This window comes from Pseudomonas sp. GZD-222 (assembly GCF_049310525.1).
GTDB lineage: Bacteria > Pseudomonadota > Gammaproteobacteria > Pseudomonadales > Pseudomonadaceae > Aquipseudomonas.
In genome coordinates this window covers 49,923-72,790 of record NZ_JBMOWO010000053.1, presented here as the reverse complement: position 1 = coordinate 72,790, position 22,868 = coordinate 49,923, and the positions used below count along the sequence as shown (strand labels likewise).

Sequence of the window (22,868 nt, the reverse complement as noted above, 5' to 3'; positions counted from 1 at the left end):
TTATTCGCGGGGACGGTTGTCAAGCGCGCGCAGGCGCTCGGCGGCTTCACGCAACTGCGCGCGGAAACCGGCGGCAACGCGTGCTTCGGAAGGTGGCGGCAACTGTGCATCGCCCCGAGTGAGGTGCGCGGCATCGGTGGTGAACACCGACGGGTCGGGCAGCAGGCCATCGGCGCTGAGGTTGATGCGCGATTGGCGTCCGAGGATCCAGGCCATATCGTTTTCACTGGCCTGGCGACTGCCTTGCACCGCCCGGGCGACAAACTGGCCCGGAATCAGGCCCAGGCGCTGATTCAAGGTTTCGCTAAGAATCTCGGGCACCCGACCATAGCTCAGGTTGCTGCCATCGGCCTGCCAGCTGGAGAGTTCGAGGATACCTTCCTGGCGCTCGACCACCGGGCCGACGAATACCACCGGATCGACATCGGGCAGCGGCAGGCGGCGGAACGGGTCGTTACTGTCGCGATCGAAAAATGGCCCGGCCGGGGCCGGGATGAACGGCGCGGCGATGTCCAGGGTGATGGTCAGCTGGGCCAGGTCGGTGGCACCTGCGCGGTCGCTGAGGGTATAGGTGAACACATCCTGCAGAACCCGACCCAGCCCCGCAGCGGCAAGCACTTCAGGGTTGCTCAGGTCGATGGTGTAGGTGTAGCTGCCATCGGTGTTGATCACCAGGGTGCCGTAGCGTCCCGCCAGCGGCTGGCCAATCACCCCCTGGGTGCCGCTGCCGGCCTCGGCGCCGGTGCGGATGCCGGTCACGCTCAGTTGCTCCTGCGCATCGACGTCACTGTCATTGGGGAGCACGTTACCGCTGGTTTGCGGTGCAGGTGTCTGGTCACTGGCGACATTGCTGTCGTCGCGGGCGATGGGGGTATCGTTGGCACCCTGGATCAGCACGTTCAGCCGCGCTTCGGACTCCGCCCCGGCGGTGTCGCGCATGCGGTAAGTGAAGACTTCGCGCAGTGTCTCGCCTGCGGTGCGCAGGGCCTGCACCACCGGGTTGCTGTTGTCCAGCTGGTAGCTGTAGCTGCCGTCGGCATTCAGTACCAGGCTGCCATAGCGGCCGATCAGCACCTGGCCGGCCAGGGCATTGCTGCCGGTTTCGCTGGTCACCGAGAGCACCTGGCGGGTTTCGCCCAGAGCCGGGCTGTCGACGTCGGTGTCGTTGTCGAGGACATTGCCACCGGGGTTGAGCCCCGCAATGTTGTTGCCGACGCCACCGGCTTCAATGGCAAGGGTGTCATCGTCGACGGCAATGGGCGTGTCGTTGCGTCCGTCGATAGTGATGCGCAGTTCTGCGGTGTCATCGGCATGATGGGGATCGACGACGGTGTAGGTGAAGACATCCACCAGCACCTGGCCACTGGTGCGCAGGGCCTGGACAGCTGCCAGGCTGTTGTCGACGGTGTAGGTCCAGCTGCCGTCGGCGTTCATCACCAGGTCGCCATACAAACCACGCAGGACACTACCCACGGTGCCAGTGGTGCCGCTGCCTGCTTCGCTGCCGGTACGGATGGCCGACACCGTCAGTATATCTTTCTCCAGATCGACATCATTGCTCAGCACATTGCCGCTGGGGTTCAGGCCCGGAGTGGCGTTGTTCAGGCCACCGGCCTCGATGGCCGTGGCATCATCGTCAATGCCGTCAGGTACGTCATTGCGGCCGATGATAATGATCGACAGCTCGGCAAGGTCGGTCAGGCCGCCCAGATCGGTGATCTGGTAGGTGAAGTCATCGACCAGGGTCTCCAGCACGTCCAGAGCCAGGATTGCCGGGTTGTTGGTGTCGATGGTGTAGGTGTAGCTGCCATCGGCATTGATCACCAGCGTGCCGTACAGGCCCTGCAGTACGGTGCCGATGGTGCCGGCAACGCCAGAGCCCGCTTCGGCGCCGGTGCGGATGCCGGTGACGGTGAGCTGATCGCCCTGGTCAATATCGCTGTCGTTGGGCAGCACGTTGCCACTGGGGTTGAGCACCAGGCCGTCGCCGTTGTCGGCCACACCAATATTGAGGTTGTCACGGGCCACTGGTGCGTCCCAGGCACCCTGGATCAGCAGCCTGAACTGGGCGATATCCTCGGCGCCTGCGCTGTCGCGCATGCGGTAGGTAAATAGCTCTTGCAGGATATCCCCGGGTTTCAGGGCCTGGACCACGGCCAGGGTATTGTCGACCTGGTAGCGGTAGTCGCCATTGGCGAACACTGTCAGGGTGCCATAGGTACCGGCGATGACCTGGCTGCCGCTCACGGCGGTAAAGGCGCCTCCCGCTGCTTCGCTACCGCTGCGGATACCGTTGACCGCCTTGCTGTCGCCTGCGTCGAAGTCACGATCATTGGCCAGCAGGTTGCCGCTCGGGTCGATGCCCGGCGTACCGTTGTTGGTGCCGCCAGCTTCCACCGCCACGGCGCTGTCGTTGACTGCCAGCGGGTTGTCGTTGCGGCCCAGAATGGTGATGGTCAGGGTAGCGCTGCTGGTTGCCCCGGCCAGATCGCGGATGGTGTAGGTGAACGATTCTCTCAAGGTGTTGTTTGGCGTGCGCAGGGCCTGCACCAACGGATTGTTGTTGTCGACCAGGTAGGTGTAGCTGCCATCGGCATTGATGATCAGGCTGCCGTACTGCCCGGCAAAACTGCTGCCTACGCTGCCATTTCGCACGCCTTGGGCCACGGCGATGACGCTCAGGGTTTCTCCGAAGCGGTCGACGTCGATGTCATTGATCAACACGTTACCGCTTGGGTTGCTGCCAGCGCTGGCGTTGTTCAAGCCCCCGGCCTCTACGGCAACGGCATTGTCGTTGCTGGCCACCGGCGCATCGTTGCTGCCGTTGATGGTGATGGTCAGCAGCGCGGTGTCGGAGGCACCAGCGGTGTCGACAATGCTGTAGTTGAAAGTTTCGACCAGGCTATTGCCTGGCCGCAAGGCCTGGACTGCCGCCAGGCTGTTGTCCAGGCGGTAGGTGTAACTGCCGTCGGCATTGAGGGTTAGCCAGCCGTAGGTGCCGCGCAGCTCGCTGCCCAGGGTGCCGGCTGTGCCCGAATCCTCGACGGCCCCAGTGCGTACCGAGACCACGACCTTGGTTTCGCCATAGTCAATCGGATCGCCAGCACCGCCATCGACATCGGTGTCATCGTTCAGCACATTGCCGGTCGGGTCGACGCCGCCGCTGCTGTTGTTCACACCACCGGCTTCAACCGCGAGAGCGGTGTTGTCGGTGGCTATCGGGTTGTCGTTCTGGCCACGAATGACGATCAGGATCTGCGCATCGTCGAACTCGCCATCGCTGTCAGTGACCCGATAGGTAAAGACCTCAAAAAGCAAATCGTCCGCCCCGCGCAGGGCTTGGACCTCGGCATTGTTGTTGTCGACCACGTAACTGTAGGTGCCATCGCTGTTGATGGTCAGTGCGCCGTATTGGCCGCCAAGCGCCGTGCCGACCGTCCCGGCCCTGCCCGTGCCAGCTTCAGGGCCGGTACGTACCCCAGTCACGGTGACCGGATCACTGTCAGGGTCGGTGAAGCTCACTTGCCGTACGGGTGCCGGCGGTACACCGGGATCGACGCCAGACGTCTGGTTATCGAAACCGCCTTTCTCGGTGGCCACCGCGACCGAGTCCTGGGCATGGGGCGGATTGTTGGCCCCGCGCACCACAATCACCAGTTGTGCGGTGTCGGTCAGCCCCGCCGAGTCGACGACCTGGTAGGTGAAAATGACATTCATCGTGGCGCCGCGCGCCAGGGCGACAATGGCGGGGTTTTCGCTGTTGACGTCAAAACTGAATGAGCCATCGGGGTTGATGGTCAGGGTGCCGTAGTTCACCGCGCTGCCCACCGGCGTGCCGTCGCTGAACTGGGCGAAGGTCGCGTCCAGGATTACTGCGCCGCTCACCGTGGTCAGTGCGCCAACGGCAAGTTCGGGCCCATTGCGTACACCATTGACCTTCAGCACGCTGCTGGGCCGGTCGACACGGTCCACATCAAGGTCGACACCGTTGCCTCCGGGCTGGTTGATACTGCCTGGACGACTGGGGAACAGAATCACGTTGCCGACCGGATTGCTTTCAGGCGAGGCGTTGTCAACCCCGGCCTGGGCCGTGGCCTGGTCGTCACTGGCTACCGGGTTGTCGTAGTTGCCGACCACGGTAATGCGCAGTTCGGCCAGGTCATTGAGCCCCAACGCATCCGAAACCTGGTAACTGAAAAAATCGGTCAGGGTGTCGTTCGGGCCAAGGCGCTGCACTGCGGTGTTGGTGTCATCAATGACGTAGTTGTAATCGCCATTGGCGAAGATGGTCAGGGTACCGTAGGTCCCGACGATGGGGACACTGCCGCCTACAGGCACGATAGTCAGCGGGCCAGTGGCCAGTTCGCGTAACGGCCGTACGCCGGTAACCGTGATGCGTTCGCCATAGGCCGGGTCGGTCACCCGCTCGCCGCCATCGACATCATTGTCGTTGTCCAGCACGTTGCCTTTGGCATCCTCGCCGGAGATCGGGAAGTCGGTGGGCGGGGTATCGTTGGGGTTGCCGCTGTCGGTGTTGTTGACCCCACCTTTCTCGCGCGCGATGGCGGTGTCATTTTCAGCGTCCGGGGCATCGTTGGCGCCCTGGATCACCACGGTCAAGGTCGCGCTGGACTGCAGCGGGGGACCGCCCAGGCCGATATCGGAGATGGTATAGCCGAACACCTCCTGCAACGTATCGCTAGCCTGGCGCAGGGCCTGCACCTGGGCATTGTTGTTGTCGACAATGTACTGGTAGGTGCCATTGGCCTGGATCACCAGCTTGCCGTAGCGGCCAATCACTTCGGTCGTGCCCAGCACTGGCACCGTCACGACGACACCCAGCGGCGAGGTGACCGACAGCACATCGTTGATGTCGCCGTTGGTGGCAATGTCGACGTCGGAGTCGTTGTTGAGCAGATTGCCCCGCGGGTCTACGCCCTGCAGGCGGTTGTCGGTACCGCCGGCCTCGACGGCGGTGGCGTTGTCATTCACTGCTAGCGGTGGATCGTTGACGGGTTCCAGGTTGATGACCAGAAAGTCCCGGTCGGTGCGCGCATCGGTCGATTGCCCTGGCAGACCGTTACCATCGAAGTCGCCGTAGTTGCCCAGGTCGTTACTGGTGACTTCAAGGAAGTCGTTGCCGTTGAAATTGAGGTTGCCCAGGTAGCTCAAACCGGCCAGCGCTGCGTTGACATCGGCGAGTCGCCCGGTCAGCACCAGCGTTGTGGTGCCTGCGCCATTCACAGTTACCCCGGTGCTCGGGCCGGTGAGCGACAGCGTACCGTGGGTGACGGTAAGCGTGACCTGAATGTTGCGGCCGTTGACGTCCGGATCACGCTCGGCATCGACGTCGCTGACGCTGATCCCCGGAATTGCCAGCGGTGTGTCTTCGCGACCGGTCTGAAAGCCGGGCAGGGTGTTGACCGGCGCGTCGTTGAATTCGACATAGCCGGAGTTTGCCTGCTGCGTGCTGCCTTCTCCCAGGGTCACGCTGACCTGGCCCAGGGTTCCACCATCGGTGTCGATGCGCATACGCAGCTCGCCGAACTGGCTGACGCTGTTGACCGTGGTTGGCGCATCCAGGCGATACAGGCCCGAGGGCAGCACGCCGAAAATAAAGCGGCCATTACTGTCGGTGGTGGTGCTGAAGGTCTTGTCGTCGGCATTGCCAAGCACGCCGTCATTGCCGGCCCAGATCAGGTTGATGGTCTGGTTGGGCACCGCTAGCTCGTAGGCCGGCGTGCCGGGCAGCGGATCCGGGTCGGGATTGGCGTCATTGGGTGCCGTGGCGGCGGTGCCGGTATCGTTCCACAGGGTGCCGCTGATGATCCCAAGGCCCGCACCTTCGCGCAGCACATAATTGTTCAGGGTACTGGCATCCGGGCCGGGGCCGTTTACCCCGGTTCGCTCGCCGTCGGCGCTGCTGTCCGCACCCACCGCGCTACCGCCCCAACTGCTGAAGGTTTCCGGCAGGCTGCTCCAGCTCAGGCTGGCATCGCTGCTGGCGATGCTGGCGTTATTGGGTACATCGACCGTATACACCACGCTGACTGTGGTGCCGACATCGATCCGGGCAATGTCCACTGTCAGGCCACCAGTGGTGCTGAACGTCACCCCGGCAGGCAGGTTGCCCGGACCGTAGGTGGTGCCGCCGATAGTGACGCTGATCAGGTTGTAGTTGCTGCCGGTGGGGAAGCCATCGGTAAGGTGCACGTCATACGCCGGCAGGCCGCCGTTGGCGGTGAAGCTGACAGAGACCGTGGCGTTGCCCAGGGCACTGCCAGGGTTGGGGGTAAAGTCGGTGACCTGTTTGTTCAGGCCAGTGAAGCCCGCTTCGACAATGCGCTCGGTGAGGATGTCACTGGTGGCGCGGACGTTGCCGTTGACCCGGTCCTGAATGCTCGCACCAAGGACCACGCCGGTCTGGTTGGCGAGGATGTTGCCGACCCTGGCGTTGAACTCCAGGACAATGCCTTCAAGGTCGTCGTCGTTACCGTCGTCACCGCCGCCGTGGGCGCCGTTGGTGAGGTTGCCCAGGTTGAGGGTGACGATCTGGTTGCCGTTGCCATCGGTGCTCAGCACCACGTAAATAGGGTTGAGCACCCCGGTGGGCGCCGCGCCGGAAAGGTCCGGGGTAATGAACTGGGCTTCGGGACTATTCTCGTTACCGATGATCTGCAGGGTGCCGCTGGTGATCAGGTCACTCAGGCTGGTTACCAGGCCACCATCGGAGATGAAGCCGATGCGCATGGTGCTCAGGTCGGCCAGGGTCAGCCCCTGGCCGAGGGTGATCACCAACTGGTAGTTAGGGTTATTGCCCTCGGGCACCAGCACCGTGGCCCGGTAGCGAATGACCTCACCGATGGCGACGTTCTCTTGCAGGGCATTGGTCGGGTTGGGCGCGCTGGTATCGGAAAGGCCGCCAACGCGGGAAAACTTGATGCCTTGCGCCACCGGAATGATCAGCACACTGTCACGGCGGTAATCGTTGAGTACGCCACTGTTGAGCCGACCGTCCTCGCCGGTGCGTTCACCGGCCGGATCGGCGACGCCGCTGGTGGTGCCATTGAGGCTGGTCCAGCGCACTTGTGCCTGGTTGTCGAACTGCGCCACTGACGCGCCCGTGGCATTGACCACGCCGGTAACCCGGATGACCACCGTGCCGCCTTTGGCGATGTCGAGGTTGCCGCTGTTGACCAGGGTGCGGCCATTCGGATCAAGGCTGAAGCTGCCACTGATATCCGTGCTTACACCATTGAGCGTGTAGATCACGCTGACCAGGGTCAGTTGGTCGAGTTCGCTCGGCAGCACACTGTTGAAGGCGACGTCGAAGGTATCGTAGTCGCTGCTGGCCGAGCCGTTGCGGATGCTGATGGTGTACTCGACCGGGTCGCCCTGGTCGAAGCCCAGCCCGGGCGCGGTAACCAGTTGCTGGTCCAGCTGCAGGGTCGGCTCCTGGATCGTTATGCTGGGCTTGGCGCCGCTCACCGCCACGTCGCGGTTGATCGCGGTACTGCCGTTGGGGGTGTCACCGTCGGGGTCGCTGTAGGTGAGGGTGGCGTCATTGAGGCGCACGGCGCTGGTCTGGTTGTCGGCGACGTTGCTGGCTACCAGGCGCAGACGAATCACGAAGCTGTTATTGCCGGTGTTGTTGTCACCGCTGGCCGAAGCGACGGTAAATACAAACCGCGCATCGACGCCATCGGCGCCGAGGGTGCCGGACGGTGCGCTGAGGCTGCCGACCGTGATCGTGCCGCCGAAGTTCTGCGCCAGCACGCCACCCGCGGTGGTGATTACCAGGTAACCCTGGTTGTTGAAGCTGGTATCCAGGCGCATGCCCGGTGGAATCAGGTCATCGATGCGCAGATTCTGCGTGGTGCCCTCGGGCAGGGTGACGACAATGTCATAGAGCATGCTTTCGCCGACCACCAGGTTTGCGCCGGTGGTATGGCTGGCGCTGGAGTCGGTCTCATCGAGGCTGCCCCCGGCATAGGTCTTGCTGATGGTCGGGGCAGCAACCTGCTGGCTGGCCAGGTCGCTCAAGGGCGTGGCGCCGAGGAAGTTCTGTCCGCCCTCGACACTGGCGTAAGCGGTCAGTTCGGCATTGCTTTGCAGGGTCGCGCTGGCGGCGATGGCCGCGGCGACGTTGACGTCATAGGTGATCACCACCAGGTTCGCGCCGCTGTTATCAGCGGCAGAGCCGGGCCGACCGGCGAGCAGGGCGCCGACGCCGGCACCGTCGATAAAGGTGATGGTGTTGGTGGCATTGTTGACGGTGTAGTGGGTGCCGGCGATAAGCCGCGTGCCATCGCCACGGTAGATCAGCAGGTTGGCTGCCGACAGGCTGCCGCCGACGAAGGAAAGGCCCGGGGGCAGGGTGATGCGCGTGCTGACGTCATAGGCGTTGCCGCCGCCATGGTTCTCGATGGCGGTGGCCAGGCGCAGGCGGTCATTGGCATCGATACCGCTGACATTGCCGTTGACCGCACTGATGTCGGTGATGCTGCCGCCAAACGGCACGCCGCTGCTACCGGGTGCGTTCCAGCTGCCGGTGGTGCCGGTCACCGTGCCGTGGCTGGTGGACACCACGCCATGGGTAATGGTCAGCACCGGTTCAGCGACCGAGGCGATCAGGGTCACGTCATCGGTGGTCAGCAGCACGCTCTTGTCCAGGGTGCGGGTCTGGCTGGACTCGCCCAGCACGTTGAACGCGCGTTGGTCGGCGAACGGCTGGTCACTGACGGTCAGGGTGAAATCGATGGCGATGCGGCTGCCATTGACGCCCGGATTGACGTAATCGGCGAAGGTGAACACCAGCGAGTTGCCCGGGCCAAGGGTGACCGAAATCGGGCTGTTGGGGTTGGTATTGCCGGTGGCCAGGCGCCAGATACTGTTGAGGTCCACGCCGCTCAAATCGAACAGCGGCAGTGGCAGGTAGGCGGTGAGCTTGAAGTTCTCGTAGTCGCCGGTCACCAGGTCATAGCTCAGGCGGAAGGTGACGCTGTCACCCGGGCGCAACTCGGTGCCGGGGGCAGGGGCGCCATTGCCGTTGAGGTCGGCGAGGTCGATCTGGACCTGGCTGGTTGGAATGGTCGTGAGCGTGTTGGAGCTGTCGCTCTGGTTCTCACCACTGAGGTTGAGGGGGTCGAACAGCACCGTCGCGGTCACCGTGGCGTTGTTGCCCAGCGGATCGCCTTCGTTGATTTCACTGTGCGGTGCCCCGGCAGGCAGGGTGTAGCTCTGCCCGACCCGGGCCTGGTAGCTGATCACCGCCAGGGTCGCGCCTTGCAGCAGGTCATCGAAGGCCAGGTCGCCGTTGAGCCAGCTGCGGCCGGACAAGGCATCGCGCATCGACTTACCAATGTCGAAGACCAACGACGTGCTGCCGTCGCCATTGACCACACTGCTCTTGCTCAGGAGGATGGTCTGGCTGAAGCCGTTTACCGTCAGGGTCAGGGTGGCGGTATCGGCGAGAAAGGTCTGGCCGTCGGTCAGGCCGTCGGCGATGACGAAGCTGCCGTTGCCCAGGAAGGTCTGGCCGAAGGCGAAGTAGTCCGACAAGGCGATATTCAGTTGGTAGGTGAGGGTATCACCCGGGCTGACCCCGGCGGCACCGCCGTCAACTGTGACGGTCACCTGCTTTTGCAGGGTGATCGATTTGGCCACGAAGCTGACATCGTCGCCCTGGCCGTTGAAGCGAATCTGGCCGCTGGCCGTGTCGCGCGGGTCCAGGGGCTGCCAGCCGCCGCTCACCGTCGGCCCGTCAAAGGTGATGGTAACCTCATCGCCGGTCACCGGGTTGAGCACCGCCACCCCGCTGGAGTCGTCATCGGGCACGAAGAACTCGACATTGGTGGTGGCAGGCCCGGTGAGCGTCGGGTAACGCACGCTGAACTCGCGGATGTACAGGTCGTTGCTCAGGTCGCTGTCATTATTGAGCGCGAGGATCGCCTGGATTGCCTGCGGATCGGTGATGGTGCGGCCGTCGTAGAGGCGGATAGAGGTCACCGTGCCACCCGCACCCGGGGTGATGGTGGTGACGATGACATTGTTCGGCACCGGTTGCACAACCACTACGTCGGTCAGGGTCTGCGAGTCGGCCGGGGTGACGGTGACGTCCAGGTCGCGCTTGAAGTTCGGGCCGGTGGCGGTTTCACCCTCCGGGGTGGTGACCACTTGATCGATGATAATCACCGTCGGGTGCACCACATAGCTGTCGGCATTGGCCGCAGGCTCGAGAATGCTCGGGTCGCTGGCCGGGTTGTTCAGCGAGTCGTTGCCGTACTGGAAGCCGCTACGGGCGCGGATGGTCAGGTCCGGCGTCGAGCCGGTAAAGGAAAAGTCAGTGTCGGCGAGGTTGCTCAGGGTTGCCGTGACCTGGATCGGGATGGCCGGTTGGCCCTGGCTGACACTGGCGAACGGCAGTTCCACCACAACCATCTGATCGCCGGCGCGCATGCCAAATTCGGCAGCGTTGATGATCAATGGCTTGCCATCGATGCCGACCGCCAACGGATGGCTGGCCTGGCCGTTGGCGTCGAAGGTTAGCACATGGGCGGTCAGCGACTGGCCAAGGTAGGTGGCAGAGACAAAGGTGATGCCGTCATCGATCTCGCTGCCGGCACCGTCCTTGCCCGTGGCCGGAAAGAACAGGTCGACAAACGGCGCGTAGCCGGCGTCGCTGGTGCTGTTGGTAAAGGTCACGGTAAAGGTGAACGTGCCGCCCAGCAACACATCGGCACCGCCGGAAAGGTTGGTGTCCGGGCCTGCGGCCAGCAGCCGGTCGTAACCGGCCATGGCGGCGGCGGACAGCGCGGTGGGCTTGTCGATGGCGCCGCGGGTCACCTCCAGGGTCCAGTCGCCGCCGGCGCGGGCACTGCCGGTATCGTCGCTGGAGGCGCCGACATCGGCACCTGTGAAGCGTGACAGTTCGTCGACCAGGGTACGACCGTCGCTGCCGGCGCCGACCTTGCAGCCGTACAGCTGGATATCGGCGCCTTCGCTCAGCGACTGGCCCCACTGGCTCAGCGGCTGGGAGAACTGCTCGATGTTGTCGGCGGTGAGGGTGGTCTTGCCCAGGGTGAATTCGCCGGAGGCGCCGTGCGAGAGGATCTGGATCGAGTCCACCTGGCCCAGTTCGGCCAATGCCGTGGAAATGGCGGCCAGACCGTCCTGATTGGCCTCGACGACCAGCACCTCGACGTTGCCGGGCAGGTTGGCGGTGAGCTTGTCGCGGCCTTCGATGCGGCTGTCGAGCACCAGCAGATGACGGGCGGCGGAGGGCTGTTGGCCGGGCTCGCTGCGGGCCTCGCTGGGGGTGGCATGGGCGCTCTTGGCGTCGGCGTTGTCGCCACTGTCCTGGTTCTGGTGCTGCTGATCGGCGGCCGCGGCGGCAGCCCCGTCGAACAGGATGCGCGGTTCCAGCGCCAGTGCCTGGCGCTGGGGTTTGAATGCAGTAGGTACAGCAGAACGGGTATGGGTCGTCATGTCCACATCTTCACTCTGAGCCCTGGCTAGGGCGGACCGTCATGTCTTAGCCATGCAAATGCCAGCCCGTGGTTCCTGTCCTTGGGCGTGCTGACATTTCTGGATACTAAAATAGCCTAGCTATTTTTTTTAGCACAAGAGGGAAATAGCTGAAAGAACCGTCCTACAGCGGTTTTGTTCAGAATGGCTATAAGCGGATTTGGTCGGAGGTTTGAGGGGACTGGGTGTTTCGAGATATTTAAAAACTGGTCAATTCATGTCCTAGGAAATACCCTACGCGGTCTGTCGATACCCTTCTGATTGCCCTGGGAAACCAGCCCTAATAGGCTTGCCCGGTCACTGTCGGTTCAGTGATCGGGTGTGGAAACCCGGGTATGTCGTGAGTGCTGTCGTTATGGCAGTTGTGCGCGGGAGGCCTTAGGGCCTGCCGGGGTTACTCACGACCTGGTTTTCCACCCCGCGTACAGCTGCCACCCTTCGTGTGGAAACGAGTGGTCGCAGTTCAACCTCGTGAGGTGCTGCCATGAAAAAGATCGTTCCCTACCCACCCATACCTTCGCTTTACCCCTCCCTCGAAAAACCTTTCGGCGACTGCGACGCGGGTCACCCGCAGCTGTTTTCCGTCAACGCCGGCATCGCACCACACGATGCGCTGGTGCATATCTCGCTGTACCTGCGTTGCGCGTATGACACCGGCTACAAGGCCATTGAGGGTGTCGACGAATCGGCCAAGGGCTTTCTCTGGTCCACCCTGCATTCGGTGGAGATGGCCAAGGGGCTGGTCGAGGCTTTACTCGATGCGCTTGAGAACCGGGAGTTGAACCCGCTTTAGAAAAAAGCGGGAAAACCTGCGGACAGTCGGCGGGATGGGGACCGCCTGCTGCCCGAGGTTCGCTTCAGCTATGCGGTGACATCAAAACGAATGTGTTCACCCAAACCACACACCATCAGGCTGGCATGCAGCGTAAGTGTGTGGTTTTTGCGACTCTGCTTGAGCAGTTCCTGGATGATTTTTTTAACTTCTTTTTCGGCCTGTTTACGCTTTTCGACAATGATGCCTTGCAGTGGAAGTTGGCCGGTCAGAGTCGTGTCGATATGCGCGACCGTTTCCCATTCCGGGTGATCGCGAATTTTATCGCGAGCAATGGCCGAGCTGCCGTCGAGGGTCTCGGGGATGGAATAGGTCAGTTGAAAGTCATGATTGGACATGGCACTTGGTCCTTGTGTCGTAGGAGTTTCACGCCAGCTTCTGCAGCTGCCGTGTCCTCAGTTGTCACACCTCCATGTTGACGCACTGATGAGCTTTGTTTGAGATTTAGAAATATTTGTAAGATGTGTCTTACATTTTTTAAATGCTCGTAACTGTCGAGATATATATCTTCCGAAAGTCACGATTAAACATAGAGGATAGAGCGTTCCTCGTCCACTGCCTGATCTCAATAAGTCCATTGTTGGTGTTGCAAATAATAGTTGAGGGTTCACGCTATCAGTGACACTTAGTTTGATTTAAACGCAGCTCGAGCCCTGTGAAATGCAGGGCTCAAGCACGGTGGGCATGGAAGGCTTCCACTATTTTGGGGGTACAGCGCTATTGCGCTCGGTCTTTGCTGTCCTACTAGATAACGGTGATCGTATACGGCTCCGATACAGGTTCAGCGCCATAGAGCCCTTTGGCTGTGAAGTGATGGACCCTCCTGCTCATCCCGGTCGCTGGAATTTCCCATGTACCTGAGCTATTGGCGGGCAGTGCTCCTAGCGATTCCTGACCATCGAATAACTCGACCCACTGATCTTTCATTGCTTTTCCTGCCACCCTCACGGTGGTTGACCTGGTCGTGCCGCCGTTGCGAACGGTGCCCGAGTCATCAATTATTACCACGATGTTCGGCACCACGACTTCAAAAGCCTTCACCGTATAGGTCTTGACGGGGAAGGCAACGGCGCCTGCCTGGTTGTTCACCCCATCAAACGCCACCAGCACCTCAACCTTCAGCTCACTCAAGTCTTTGAGCTTATCCAGTTCCGTGCGCAGCATGGGCTTGTCCAGGCCGTTGGCCACCTCACCTGTACTGACTAATTCATTCTGTGCCACAGGAAAGCTGTGTGGCGCGCCGCTTACCAGCGTTCCACTGACCTTGATCCAATAGCGTTGCCCCTCGGCAATCAATGGCCATGCTGCGACCGTCACCGCAGCATTGCCTTGAAAACTTGTGAGATCCAGCGTGTCGGTGCCGTTGGCCTCGGGAACCACCGGTGCCTGCAGGTGCTGCTGACCCAGTACGGTTACAGTCAGTGCTAATGGATCTGACCGCACACCAGGGTTAGCCCCGCGGACCACGGCATAGTGCACGGTGATGGTCTTGTCCTGACTGGCTGCAACCACCGAGATCGGGATGGTGAAGTCTACGTGGCCGGCGACACTGCCTTTTTGTTCCGGGGTCACGATGGAGTCGGCGCCACCGCTGCCATTCCAGGTTACGGCGAGCGTGTCGGTGGTCAGCATGCCCGCATAGGCGACCCGTACCGTGGCCCCGTTCGTTGCGTTGATCGGATCCAGCTTGCCCCCGGAGGCCTGCCGCACCGTCGGGGCGACGAAGTTGTCCTGGGCTTTGCGTCGGATCGGCAGGTTCAGCACTTCCGAGTCGACCGGCTCGCCGCTGACAGGCTGAACCTGATAGCTGACAGACACTTCTCTGTCGAGGTTGCCAAAGATGAAGGGGGTGTGGGCAATGCGAAAGTTGATTGGCCTGTCGCGGTTGGCAACGGTGACAACGATGTAATCACTTGTGGATGCTTCGGCCAGGCCTTGCCAGGTCATGGTGATGCGGTCGCCCAGTGCTTTGTCGGCGTACTGCGGGATCTGAACGGTGGTGCCGGCGGGCACCGCATCGGGGTCGAGGGCACCCTCGACCACACCGGCAACGCTGGGGGCTGGCAGTACGCTGTGGTTGATGTCTCTGAGTGGATGGTAGTTGGACATGCGGTGTGCTCCTGGCAACGTGTGGTGACGCTTCCAGGAGTATTGGGGAAATGCTTGAAGTTGAAACCTGACAAAAATACCAGGTGGGTCCCGGACAAGTCGGTGCGGCGCGCAAGAGGAAGTCGCGGTGGTCACACAGGTCGTAGTACACCACCGGTTCACCGACTGGGCGCTGGTCAAGGCGCTGGTGCAACAGCTCGACGCGGCCAGGTCAAACCAGCGCTTGCATCAGGTTTTTAAAACCGCCATACGGCGCCACCGCCAATCGCGTGCAGGGCCGTATTTTCGTAGGTGCCCGATACCGTCGTGCCTGAGCGCGCCTTGCTCTGGTCGACATCGATGTCACCGACCCAGATCAGGGTATAGACCAGATGCAGGTCGAGCCCTTCATCGACCTGGTAGTTCACCCCGGTTGCGAAGCGCCAGGTGTCTCCGGCGGGGTTGTCGACGGTACGGTCGCGGTCGTCGACCATCGAACTGTCAAAGCCGACACCCATGCTCCAGCGCACCTTGGGGGATGCCTGGTATTGTGCGCCGAACGACGCATGCCAGGTGTCCTTGTATTGGCGATCGGCAGTGATGCTGGTACCGGCATTATCGGCATCGACCTCAACACCGATCTCGCCGAACTTGCTCCATTGCTGCCAACCGAGGCTGGTGAGCAGCTTCCACTGTGCATCCAGGTCGTACGAGGCACTGGCCAGCACGGTCTGCGGCACTTGCATATCAAGCTTCAGGTCATCGACGTTCAAGCGGTTCAACGCCAGGTTGAGCAACGGGTTACTGACATCATCGACATGCGGGCGATCCTTGAAGTGCAGGTCGATCTTGCTGGTGTAGGCCAGGCCCAGCATGATCTGCGGGCTGAGCCGGTAGAGCAGGCCGACGTTGACCCCGGTACCGACATCGGTGTCCTTGTACTCCAGCTGGCCGTCAGGCCGGTCGGCCAGGCCGAGCAGGTTGTTGTTGATTGCCGCTTCGGTGCGGTAATAGGCGTACATCAAGCGCGGGCCGATACCCACCGACAGCTCATCGGTGAGCTTGTAGGCGTAGGTCGGCTGCAGGGAAACGCCGATGATCGCTGCCTCCTGGGTGAAGTAGCGCCCAGCCCAGTCATCGTCATAGTCCAGGGCCAGACCGAAGTTGCCGTAGGTGGCAAAGCCTATGCTCGATCGTTCATCCAGTTGGTGGCTGATGAAAAAGCTGGTGCCGGGCAGGTACTCCAGGGCATTGCCGCCTTCGTTGCCGTCGAACTGGTTGCCGCTGTCGCGAGAAAAGCGGATATGACCGAGCATCAACAGACCGTTGGCATTGATCTGGGTACCCGCAAGCTGGGTCAGGCCCGCCGGGTTGTTCATCATCACGCTGGGGTCGGTGGCCAGTACGGCTGCACCGGCGTTGGCCAGGCCAGAGCCTTCCTGGCCGGCTTCATACATGATGACGCCGCCGGCCCAGCTCGTGCCGTGCACAAACCATAGCGCATAACACAGGGTGGAAATCGTCAGTGCGCGCAGGCGCGGGGTTGCGGTAGTCGTCATGGCAGGCCCTGTGAGAGGCAGTGCGCCCCGAAAGAGACTTAATCCAGCCTAGTCGCTCTGACTGTGTGTGCAATGAGCCCTCTGTCGGCATTTTCCAGACATTTCTCCGACGCAGCTGCAAATCGTTCACTAGACTTTCCCAGCATTCGCTATGCCTCTACCGAAACGCAGCACCGCAGGCGCACAGGGACCCTGCAGTATCCGGAACCTTTCGTGCACGTAGTCGTGGCCAACGCCAGTAACGTGAAACGGAGAACAGGCCAGATGAAGCTCAGTAGACGCTGGATAACGACACTAACCCTTGCTACCAGCATGGCGGCGGCGATGAGTAGCACGCATGCCGCGGACAAACCCAATATCCTGGTGATTTTCGGCGATGACATTGGCCAGACCAATATCAGCGCCTATGGCGAGGGTGTGGTGGGCTACGAAACGCCCAACATCGACCGGATTGCCAAAGAAGGCATGCGCTTCACCGATTATTACGCCGAGAACAGTTGCACGGCGGGTCGCTCAAGCTTTATCACCGGGCAGTCGCCGCTGCGCACTGGCCTGTCCAAAGTCGGCATGCCCGGTGTGCCGGTCGGCCTGCAGGCGCGCGATGTCACCATCGCCCAGGCGCTCAAAGCTCATGGCTATGCCACTGGCCAGTTCGGTAAGAACCACCTTGGCGACCGCGATGAATACCTGCCGACCAACCACGGTTTTGACGAGTTCTTCGGCAACCTCTATCACCTCAACGCCGAAGAAGAACCGGAGCGCCCGTACTGGCCCAAGGATGATGCGGAGTTTGTCAAAGCCGCCTCACCCCGTGGCGTGATCAAGTCCAGTGCCGACGGCAAGATCGAAGACACCGGTGCGCTGACCAAAAAACGCATGGAAACCATCGACGACGAGACCACCCAGGCCGCGATCAATTTCATCGACAAACAGGCCAAGGCCGACAAGCCGTTCTTTGTCTGGATGAACACTACACGCATGCATGCGTTCACCCATATCCGCGAGTCGATGCAGGGGCAAAGCGGCATGGTCGGCAATGACTATGCCGACGGTATGCTCGAGCATGATGGCGATGTCGGCAAATTGCTCAAGACCCTCGACGACCTGAAGATCGCCGACAACACCATCGTCATTTACACCACCGACAACGGCCCGAACCAGTGGTCCTGGCCGGATGCTGCCACCACACCGTTTCGCAACGAGAAAAACTCCAACTGGGAAGGGGCTTTCCGCGTGCCGGCGATGATCCGCTGGCCAGGCAAGGTCAAGCCTGATTCGATTTCGCGCCAGATGTTTTCCGGGCTGGACTGGTTCCCGACCTTGCTCGCCGCAGCAGGCGACGTGGACATCAAGGACCGTTTGCTCAAAGGTACCGATGTCGGCGGCAGCAACTTCAAGGTGCACCTGGACGGTTTCAACCAGCTCGATTACCTCACCGGCAAAACCGATAAGGGCGCGCGCAGCGAGTTCTACTACTTCAACGACGACGGCGAACTGGTGTCCATGCGCTTTGGTGACTGGAAGCTGGTGTTCTGCGAGCAGCGCGCACCCGGCGGCCTGCAGGTGTGGAGTGAGCCGTTCACCTGCCTGCGGGTACCGAAAATGTTCAACCTGCGCATGGACCCTTACGAGCGGGCAGACGTTGTCTCGGACCAGTACTACGACTGGCTGACCAAGAACGACTACCTGATCTTCCAGGGCACGCGCAAAGCCGCGGCGTTCCTGCAGACCTTTGTTGAATACCCGCCGAGCCAGCGTCCGGCGAGCTTCAGCATCGACCAGATCCGCGAGGAAGTGGACAAGCAGATTGACGCGAAGATGAAAAAATAGCCCAGTACCAGCGCCCGTCAGTGACGGGCGCTGGCTTTTTCTTGATCTCAGACAGAGGCAAACAAAGTAGGCAGACTAGACTTCCCGGGCAAGGTTGATCTATCAGCCGTCAGTTACTTACGTGTGTGAGGTTTTGGCATGGCTAAAGACAAAAAAGGTTCCTCCAAGCGTGACCCTGTAACGCCTGGGAAGCTGAAGAACAAAGACTACCTCGAACAACTGCGCCAACTGCATGTCGAGCTGGTCAAGATGCAGGAGTGGGTTAAAGAGAAAGGCATCAAGGTCTGCATCATTTTCGAAGGCCGCGACGGCGCCGGTAAAGGCGGCACCATCAAGGCGCTGACCGAGCGGGTGAGCCCACGGGTGTTCCGCGTGGTGGCGTTGCCGGCGCCGACCGACCGGGAAAAGAGTCAGATGTACCTGCAGCGCTACCTGCCGCATCTGCCGGCGGCCGGGGAAGTGGTGATCTTTGACCGCAGCTGGTACAACCGCGCCGGCGTCGAACGGGTCATGGGCTTTTGCACCCAGGAACAGGTTGACGGTTTCCTCGATGCGGTGCCTGCCGTGGAGCGGGCCATCATCGATTCTGGCGTTATCCTGCTCAAATACTGGCTGGAAGTCAGCGAGGAGGAACAGACCCGCCGTCTTGAGGCGCGTATCGAGGACGGACGCAAGATCTGGAAACTGTCGCCGATGGACCTCAAGTCCTACAGCCGCTGGTACGACTACTCGCGGGCACGTGACGATATGTTCAAGGCTACCGACACCGGTCATGCACCCTGGTTTGTCGCCGACTCGAACGACAAGCGCCGCGCCCGCCTGAATATCATTTCTGATGTGCTCAGCCGTATCCCTTACAAGGAAGTACCCCGTGAGAAGGTGAAACTGCCCAAGCGGCAGAAGCCCGGTAACTATCGGGAGCCGAACTATCAGTTCAAGCGCGTTACCGAGAAGTTTTAACGCGCACCGGTTGCACCGGACTGTTTGCTTACCCTGGCCCAGGCACTCGCCTGGGCTTTTGTTTTGTCCTTCGCCAAAACGACCACACCCCACCCCTTAGGGGAGGTGCCTGCTCAGATTATTTGATGCATAAGCTGCCAGTGCTGAAGATCATGAATAACCAAGGAGAATAATAATGACAGGTTCATCACGATTGGCGCTGGCCGCAGGAGCGATAGCAGTGTCCTGCCTGGCGTCTGCACTGCATGCAGCACAGGTGCATGCCGCCGCTGCTCCGGCAGTCGCGGTAACCCAGGCTATCTCGGACCAGGAGGTCAGTGACGCCTACACCTATTTGCTCGGCCGTTTGTTGGTCATGCGCCAACAGCAACTGGACTTTCAGGAAGGCCTGCAGTGGAACCAGCTGGTGCACCGCAAACCGGGGGCTGTGGACTGGCCCAACCCCAACCTCGATGTGGCCTACTCGGAAGCCTGGATTGCCGTGGATGAGGGCAGTTGCACCCAGATCAGCGTGCCGAAGATCGTCGATCGCTACTACACGGTGCAGTTCCTCAATGGCTGGGGCGAGACCCTGGCCAACATCAATGAACGCAGTCAGCCCGAGCATCCCTATGGCGACTTTGCCGTGTGCCTGAAGGGCGCAGCGGTGACACTGCCCGCCGGGGTCAAACGCATCGACTTGCCGGTGCATACGGCTCGGGTGCTGTCGCGGGTGGAGCTGGGTGCTGACGCCAAGCAGGCCGAACAGTTGCAACGGCAGTTCAGCATGCGCACTACGGGTACACCAACGCTCCCGGCAGTGCCCAAGGCGCTGATGTTCGAGCTGAGCAAGCTGCCGGGGGTCGAGGCGTTCGATCTGGCCGAGCTTGCCCTGCAGGAACCTGACCTGAACCCTGGCATGCAAACAGTTCAGGCCAACGTTCGAGCCATTGCTGCGCAGGTCGCCGACCCGGCAGCGCGGGCGCGTATCGATCAGCAGATCAAGACCCGCGCCTATCCCGCTCTGGGCAAGGCCGCGGCCACCCTCGGGCCAGGCACCGTGCGTAATGGCTGGGTACGCCCGGCAGTCTCCGGTGCCTATGGCAGCGACTACCTGACCCGCACCTTGGTCGACTATGGCGGCATCTGGGCCAACACCCAGCAGGAAGTTCATTACTACCGTGCGGCCGTGCAGGACACCGGCGAGGTGCTCGACGGTGGCCAAAGCTATTCGCTGACGATACCCGCTGAGCAGTTGCCGCAGCGTTTCGCCCGGTATTTCTGGTCGATCACCGCCACCGATGCGAAGAACTTCCGCGTGTTGCCCAACGCGCAGGAACGCTACCTGCTCAACAACCAATCCGACCTCAAGTACAACGCCGATGGTTCGCTGACCCTGTATTTCGCGCCACAGCAACCGGCGGGCGCCAACCAGGGCAACTGGTTGCCGACTGCCGCAGGGCAGCCGTTCAGGCTGATTTTGCGCTATTACGGCGCCAAGGGCGTGGTAGCCAACGGCGACTATTTCCCTCCGGCGCTGGTCAGGATTTGAGGCTCTCCAGGGCCGTGGCTCGCGCGCCACGGCCTTTTCAATCATAAGGACAACAACAATGAATGATTTGAAAGCATTGGTGGCGGCAATCGCCTTGTACAGCGCCTACCTGCCGGTTGCGCACAGTGAGGCGTTGCAGACTGAAGTGGTACCCGTCACCGTTGACAATTTCAGCCGTGCCGAAACTGATCGTTACTTCGACCTGACCGTCAAGCGTGGTGGCTTTGCAGCCTTCTCGCACTGGCGCAACCTGATTCCGGTGGATCGTCCGACCGTGATCCGGCCGAACCGCGACACCCTGTACTCGACCGCAGTGTTTGACATGAATGCCGGCCCCGTCACCGTGACCCTGCCTGATGCCGGTGGGCGCTTCATGTCGCTGGTGATGATTGACGAGGACCACCATGTCGTCGGCGTGCATTACGGGGCAGGGGAGTACCGGTTGAGCAAGGCAGACGTCTCCACGCGCTATGTGCTGTTCGGTGTGCGCACCCTGATCAATCCTGCCGACCCGCAAGACCTGACGAAGATCGCTGCTTTGCAGGACGCCATCGTCGCCAGACAGGACGGCGGTCCGGGGCAGTTCCAGGTACCGAACTGGGATGAAGCCAGTCGGGCCAACATCAGGAAGTCGCTGCTTGCCCTGGGGGCGACCCTTGCCGATTCGCGGGGGATGTTTGGCAAACGTGAAGAGGTCGACCCGGTACGTCATTTGATCGGCAGCGCCATGGCATGGGGGGGCAATCCAGAGAAGGATGCCTACTACCAGGTGGTCACGCCGCAGCACAACGATGGCAAAACCCCGTACCGCCTGGATGTCTCCAATGTGCCTGCCGGGGCGTTCTGGTCCATTAGCGTCTATAACGCCCAGGGCCAGTTCCAGAAGAATGCCCAGGAGGCATACGCATTGAGTAACCTCACGGCGCGTAAAGGTGAGGACGGTAAGGTGTCGGTTCAATTTGGTGACTGCTCGGCGGCAGTGGTCAATTGCCTGCCGATCATGCCGGGCTGGAACTACATGGTGCGTTTCTACCAGCCGGCCAAGGCGGTGCTGGACGGGACCTGGAAGCTGCCTGAGGCTCAGCCTGCTTCCTGAATCAACACAAACCTGTAGGAAGCAAAAACGGCGGCCCATTGGCCGCCGTTTTTTGTTGCCGCTTCGTCGCTGTCAGCGAACACCTGCGTTGCGCAGTGCCGCCGGGGTGAAGTCGTTCATGCGGGTCGGCTTGCCGTAGTAGGTTGCATGTTTGGCCTCGTTGATCATCGCCAGGACATTGTAGCGCCCGGCAATCAGGTCATAGATGCCCAGCATGGCGTAGGCCGGAGCGCTACGCTCGTAGTCGGTGACCGCATACCCTTCTGCAACACGCCAGAGCTGGCCGCGACCGTCATAGTGGTCGACTTCGGCGAGCTGCCAGGTGTCTTCGTCAAAGTACATGTCACGCTTGGCATAGATGTGCCGCTGACCCGCCTTGAGCGTGGCCTGCACATGCCAGACACGGTGCAGTTCGTAACGGGCCAGGTCCTGGTTGATGTGGCCGGGCGTGATGATGTCGGCGTACTTCACGCTCGGCGACCAGAGTTTGTAGTTGTTGTAGGGGATGTAGATCTCCTTTTTACCCACCAGCTTCCAGTCGTAGCGGTCCGGAGCGCCGTTCATCATGTCGGTGTTGTCGGCGGTACGCAGGCCGTCGGCGCCCGAGCCCGGGCCGTCATAAGCAATCTGCGGTGCACGGCGGACGCGGCGCTGGCCGGCGTTGTAGACCCAGGCCAGGCGCGGCTCTTTGACCTGATCGATGGTTTCGTGGATGAGCACTACGCTACCGGCCAGGCGCGACGGTGCAGTGATGCTCTGTTTGTAGAAGTAAAAGATGTTCTCGGCCTGTTTGGCATCGATGCCTTCCATGTATTGCGGGTAACTCAGCTCGTCGTCGTATTCGACGATGGAGTAGGACCCGTTGGTCTGCGGCGCCGCCTGGGCCGCCTGGCGCAGCATATTGCCGCCGCGGTAACGGTTGTTGTGGTTCCAGTACACCTCGACGCCGTTTTTCGGGATCGGGAAGGGGTAGTAACGGGTATCGGCAAAGTTGCGCAAGCCGTTGCCGTCGTCGGTCAGTTCGGTCTGCAGCGCGCTCTTCTTGGCGATAGCGCTGATGGCGTCGGGGACCGCGGCCGTGCGCTGGGTTTTGTACACCGGGATCTTGTAGCTATCGGGATAGCGTTTGAACAAGGCCATCTGGCCAGGGGTCAGCTTGTCCTGGTACTGCGCGGCGTTGGCTGCGGTGATGACGAACTGCGGCTTCTCGTCGGCAAACGGATTGCCCAGAAAGCCTTTGCCATCCACCGCGGCGGCACCCGGCTTGAGGCCGCCGGTCCAGGCCGGAATACTGCCATCGGCGTTGCCGTCCTTCTGTGCGCCCAGCGGGGTGAGGGTGGTGCCCAGTTGTTGCGCTTCCTGCGGCGAGACGGCGGCGATCACGCTGGTGGCCAGCAGCGACAGGGCCAGTGCGCCAGTACGCATCATGGTAAGGGTAGTCATGCT

10 protein-coding genes are annotated in these 22,868 nt (G+C 61.4%); 5 read left to right on the top strand and 5 right to left on the bottom strand.

Going from position 1 to position 22,868, the window contains the following annotated elements:
- The gene (locus ACO6VD_RS09385) at positions 1–11,487 is read right to left on the bottom strand and encodes a VCBS domain-containing protein (RefSeq protein ID WP_422418535.1); all 11,487 of its coding nucleotides are present in this window, start codon (positions 11,485–11,487) and stop codon (positions 1–3) included.
- Positions 11,488–12,010: 523 nt separating this feature from the next.
- Here ACO6VD_RS09385 and ACO6VD_RS09380 point away from each other — a divergent pair.
- Positions 12,011–12,319: a DUF3077 domain-containing protein gene (locus tag ACO6VD_RS09380; RefSeq protein WP_422418533.1), complete on the top strand. Its 309-nt coding sequence runs from the start codon at positions 12,011–12,013 to the stop codon at positions 12,317–12,319.
- A 68-nt stretch (positions 12,320–12,387) separates the two neighbouring features.
- Here the strand turns inward: ACO6VD_RS09380 and ACO6VD_RS09375 are convergent, their stop codons facing one another.
- The 3 genes from ACO6VD_RS09375 to ACO6VD_RS09365 all read right to left on the bottom strand — a co-directional run bounded on the left by ACO6VD_RS09375 (position 12,388) and on the right by ACO6VD_RS09365 (position 16,005).
- Positions 12,388–12,696, bottom strand: a complete 309-nt coding sequence (locus ACO6VD_RS09375) for a hypothetical protein (RefSeq protein ID WP_422418531.1) — start codon at positions 12,694–12,696, stop codon at positions 12,388–12,390.
- A 406-nt stretch (positions 12,697–13,102) separates the two neighbouring features.
- Entirely contained in the window at positions 13,103–14,467 is a 1,365-nt protein-coding gene (locus ACO6VD_RS09370; protein WP_422418529.1) for a hypothetical protein, read from the bottom strand.
- Positions 14,468–14,703: 236 nt separating this feature from the next.
- The gene (locus ACO6VD_RS09365) at positions 14,704–16,005 is read right to left on the bottom strand and encodes an OmpP1/FadL family transporter (protein WP_422418528.1); all 1,302 of its coding nucleotides are present in this window, start codon (positions 16,003–16,005) and stop codon (positions 14,704–14,706) included.
- Between the two features lie 264 nt (positions 16,006–16,269).
- On the opposite strand from ACO6VD_RS09365, the gene ACO6VD_RS09360 reads away from it, so the two are divergent.
- The 4 genes from ACO6VD_RS09360 to ACO6VD_RS09345 all read left to right on the top strand — a co-directional run bounded on the left by ACO6VD_RS09360 (position 16,270) and on the right by ACO6VD_RS09345 (position 21,422).
- The gene (locus ACO6VD_RS09360; protein ID WP_422418526.1) at positions 16,270–17,835 is read left to right on the top strand and encodes an arylsulfatase; all 1,566 of its coding nucleotides are present in this window, start codon (positions 16,270–16,272) and stop codon (positions 17,833–17,835) included.
- Positions 17,836–17,973: 138 nt separating this feature from the next.
- Positions 17,974–18,795 carry a polyphosphate kinase 2 gene (ppk2, locus tag ACO6VD_RS09355; protein ID WP_422418524.1) on the top strand — a complete coding sequence of 274 codons (822 nt, stop codon included), beginning with the start codon at positions 17,974–17,976 and terminating at the stop codon, positions 18,793–18,795.
- Between the two features lie 175 nt (positions 18,796–18,970).
- Entirely contained in the window at positions 18,971–20,326 is a 1,356-nt protein-coding gene (locus ACO6VD_RS09350) for a DUF1214 domain-containing protein (protein WP_422418523.1), read from the top strand.
- Between the two features lie 58 nt (positions 20,327–20,384).
- The gene (locus ACO6VD_RS09345) at positions 20,385–21,422 is read left to right on the top strand and encodes a DUF1254 domain-containing protein (RefSeq protein WP_422418522.1); all 1,038 of its coding nucleotides are present in this window, start codon (positions 20,385–20,387) and stop codon (positions 21,420–21,422) included.
- Between the two features lie 72 nt (positions 21,423–21,494).
- Here ACO6VD_RS09345 and ACO6VD_RS09340 read toward each other — a convergent pair whose 3' ends face one another.
- Complete coding sequence (locus ACO6VD_RS09340) at positions 21,495–22,865, bottom strand: DUF1329 domain-containing protein (protein WP_422418520.1); 1,371 nt, start codon at positions 22,863–22,865, stop codon at positions 21,495–21,497.
- Positions 22,866–22,868: the final 3 nt, after the last annotated feature.

What these genes read in the sequence shown, in the direction of transcription:
- ACO6VD_RS09385 (WP_422418535.1), bottom strand. Translation starts at nt 11,487, where the DNA reads ATGACGACCCATACCCGTTCTGCTGTACCTACTGCATTCAAACCCCAG.
- ACO6VD_RS09380 (WP_422418533.1), top strand. Translation starts at nt 12,011, where the DNA reads ATGAAAAAGATCGTTCCCTACCCACCCATACCTTCGCTTTACCCCTCC.
- ACO6VD_RS09350 (WP_422418523.1), top strand. Translation starts at nt 18,971, where the DNA reads ATGACAGGTTCATCACGATTGGCGCTGGCCGCAGGAGCGATAGCAGTG.
- ACO6VD_RS09365 (WP_422418528.1), bottom strand. Translation starts at nt 16,005, where the DNA reads ATGACGACTACCGCAACCCCGCGCCTGCGCGCACTGACGATTTCCACC.
- ACO6VD_RS09370 (WP_422418529.1), bottom strand. Translation starts at nt 14,467, where the DNA reads ATGTCCAACTACCATCCACTCAGAGACATCAACCACAGCGTACTGCCA.
- ppk2 (WP_422418524.1), top strand. Translation starts at nt 17,974, where the DNA reads ATGGCTAAAGACAAAAAAGGTTCCTCCAAGCGTGACCCTGTAACGCCT.
- ACO6VD_RS09360 (WP_422418526.1), top strand. Translation starts at nt 16,270, where the DNA reads ATGAAGCTCAGTAGACGCTGGATAACGACACTAACCCTTGCTACCAGC.
- ACO6VD_RS09340 (WP_422418520.1), bottom strand. Translation starts at nt 22,865, where the DNA reads ATGACTACCCTTACCATGATGCGTACTGGCGCACTGGCCCTGTCGCTG.
- ACO6VD_RS09375 (WP_422418531.1), bottom strand. Translation starts at nt 12,696, where the DNA reads ATGTCCAATCATGACTTTCAACTGACCTATTCCATCCCCGAGACCCTC.
- ACO6VD_RS09345 (WP_422418522.1), top strand. Translation starts at nt 20,385, where the DNA reads ATGAATGATTTGAAAGCATTGGTGGCGGCAATCGCCTTGTACAGCGCC.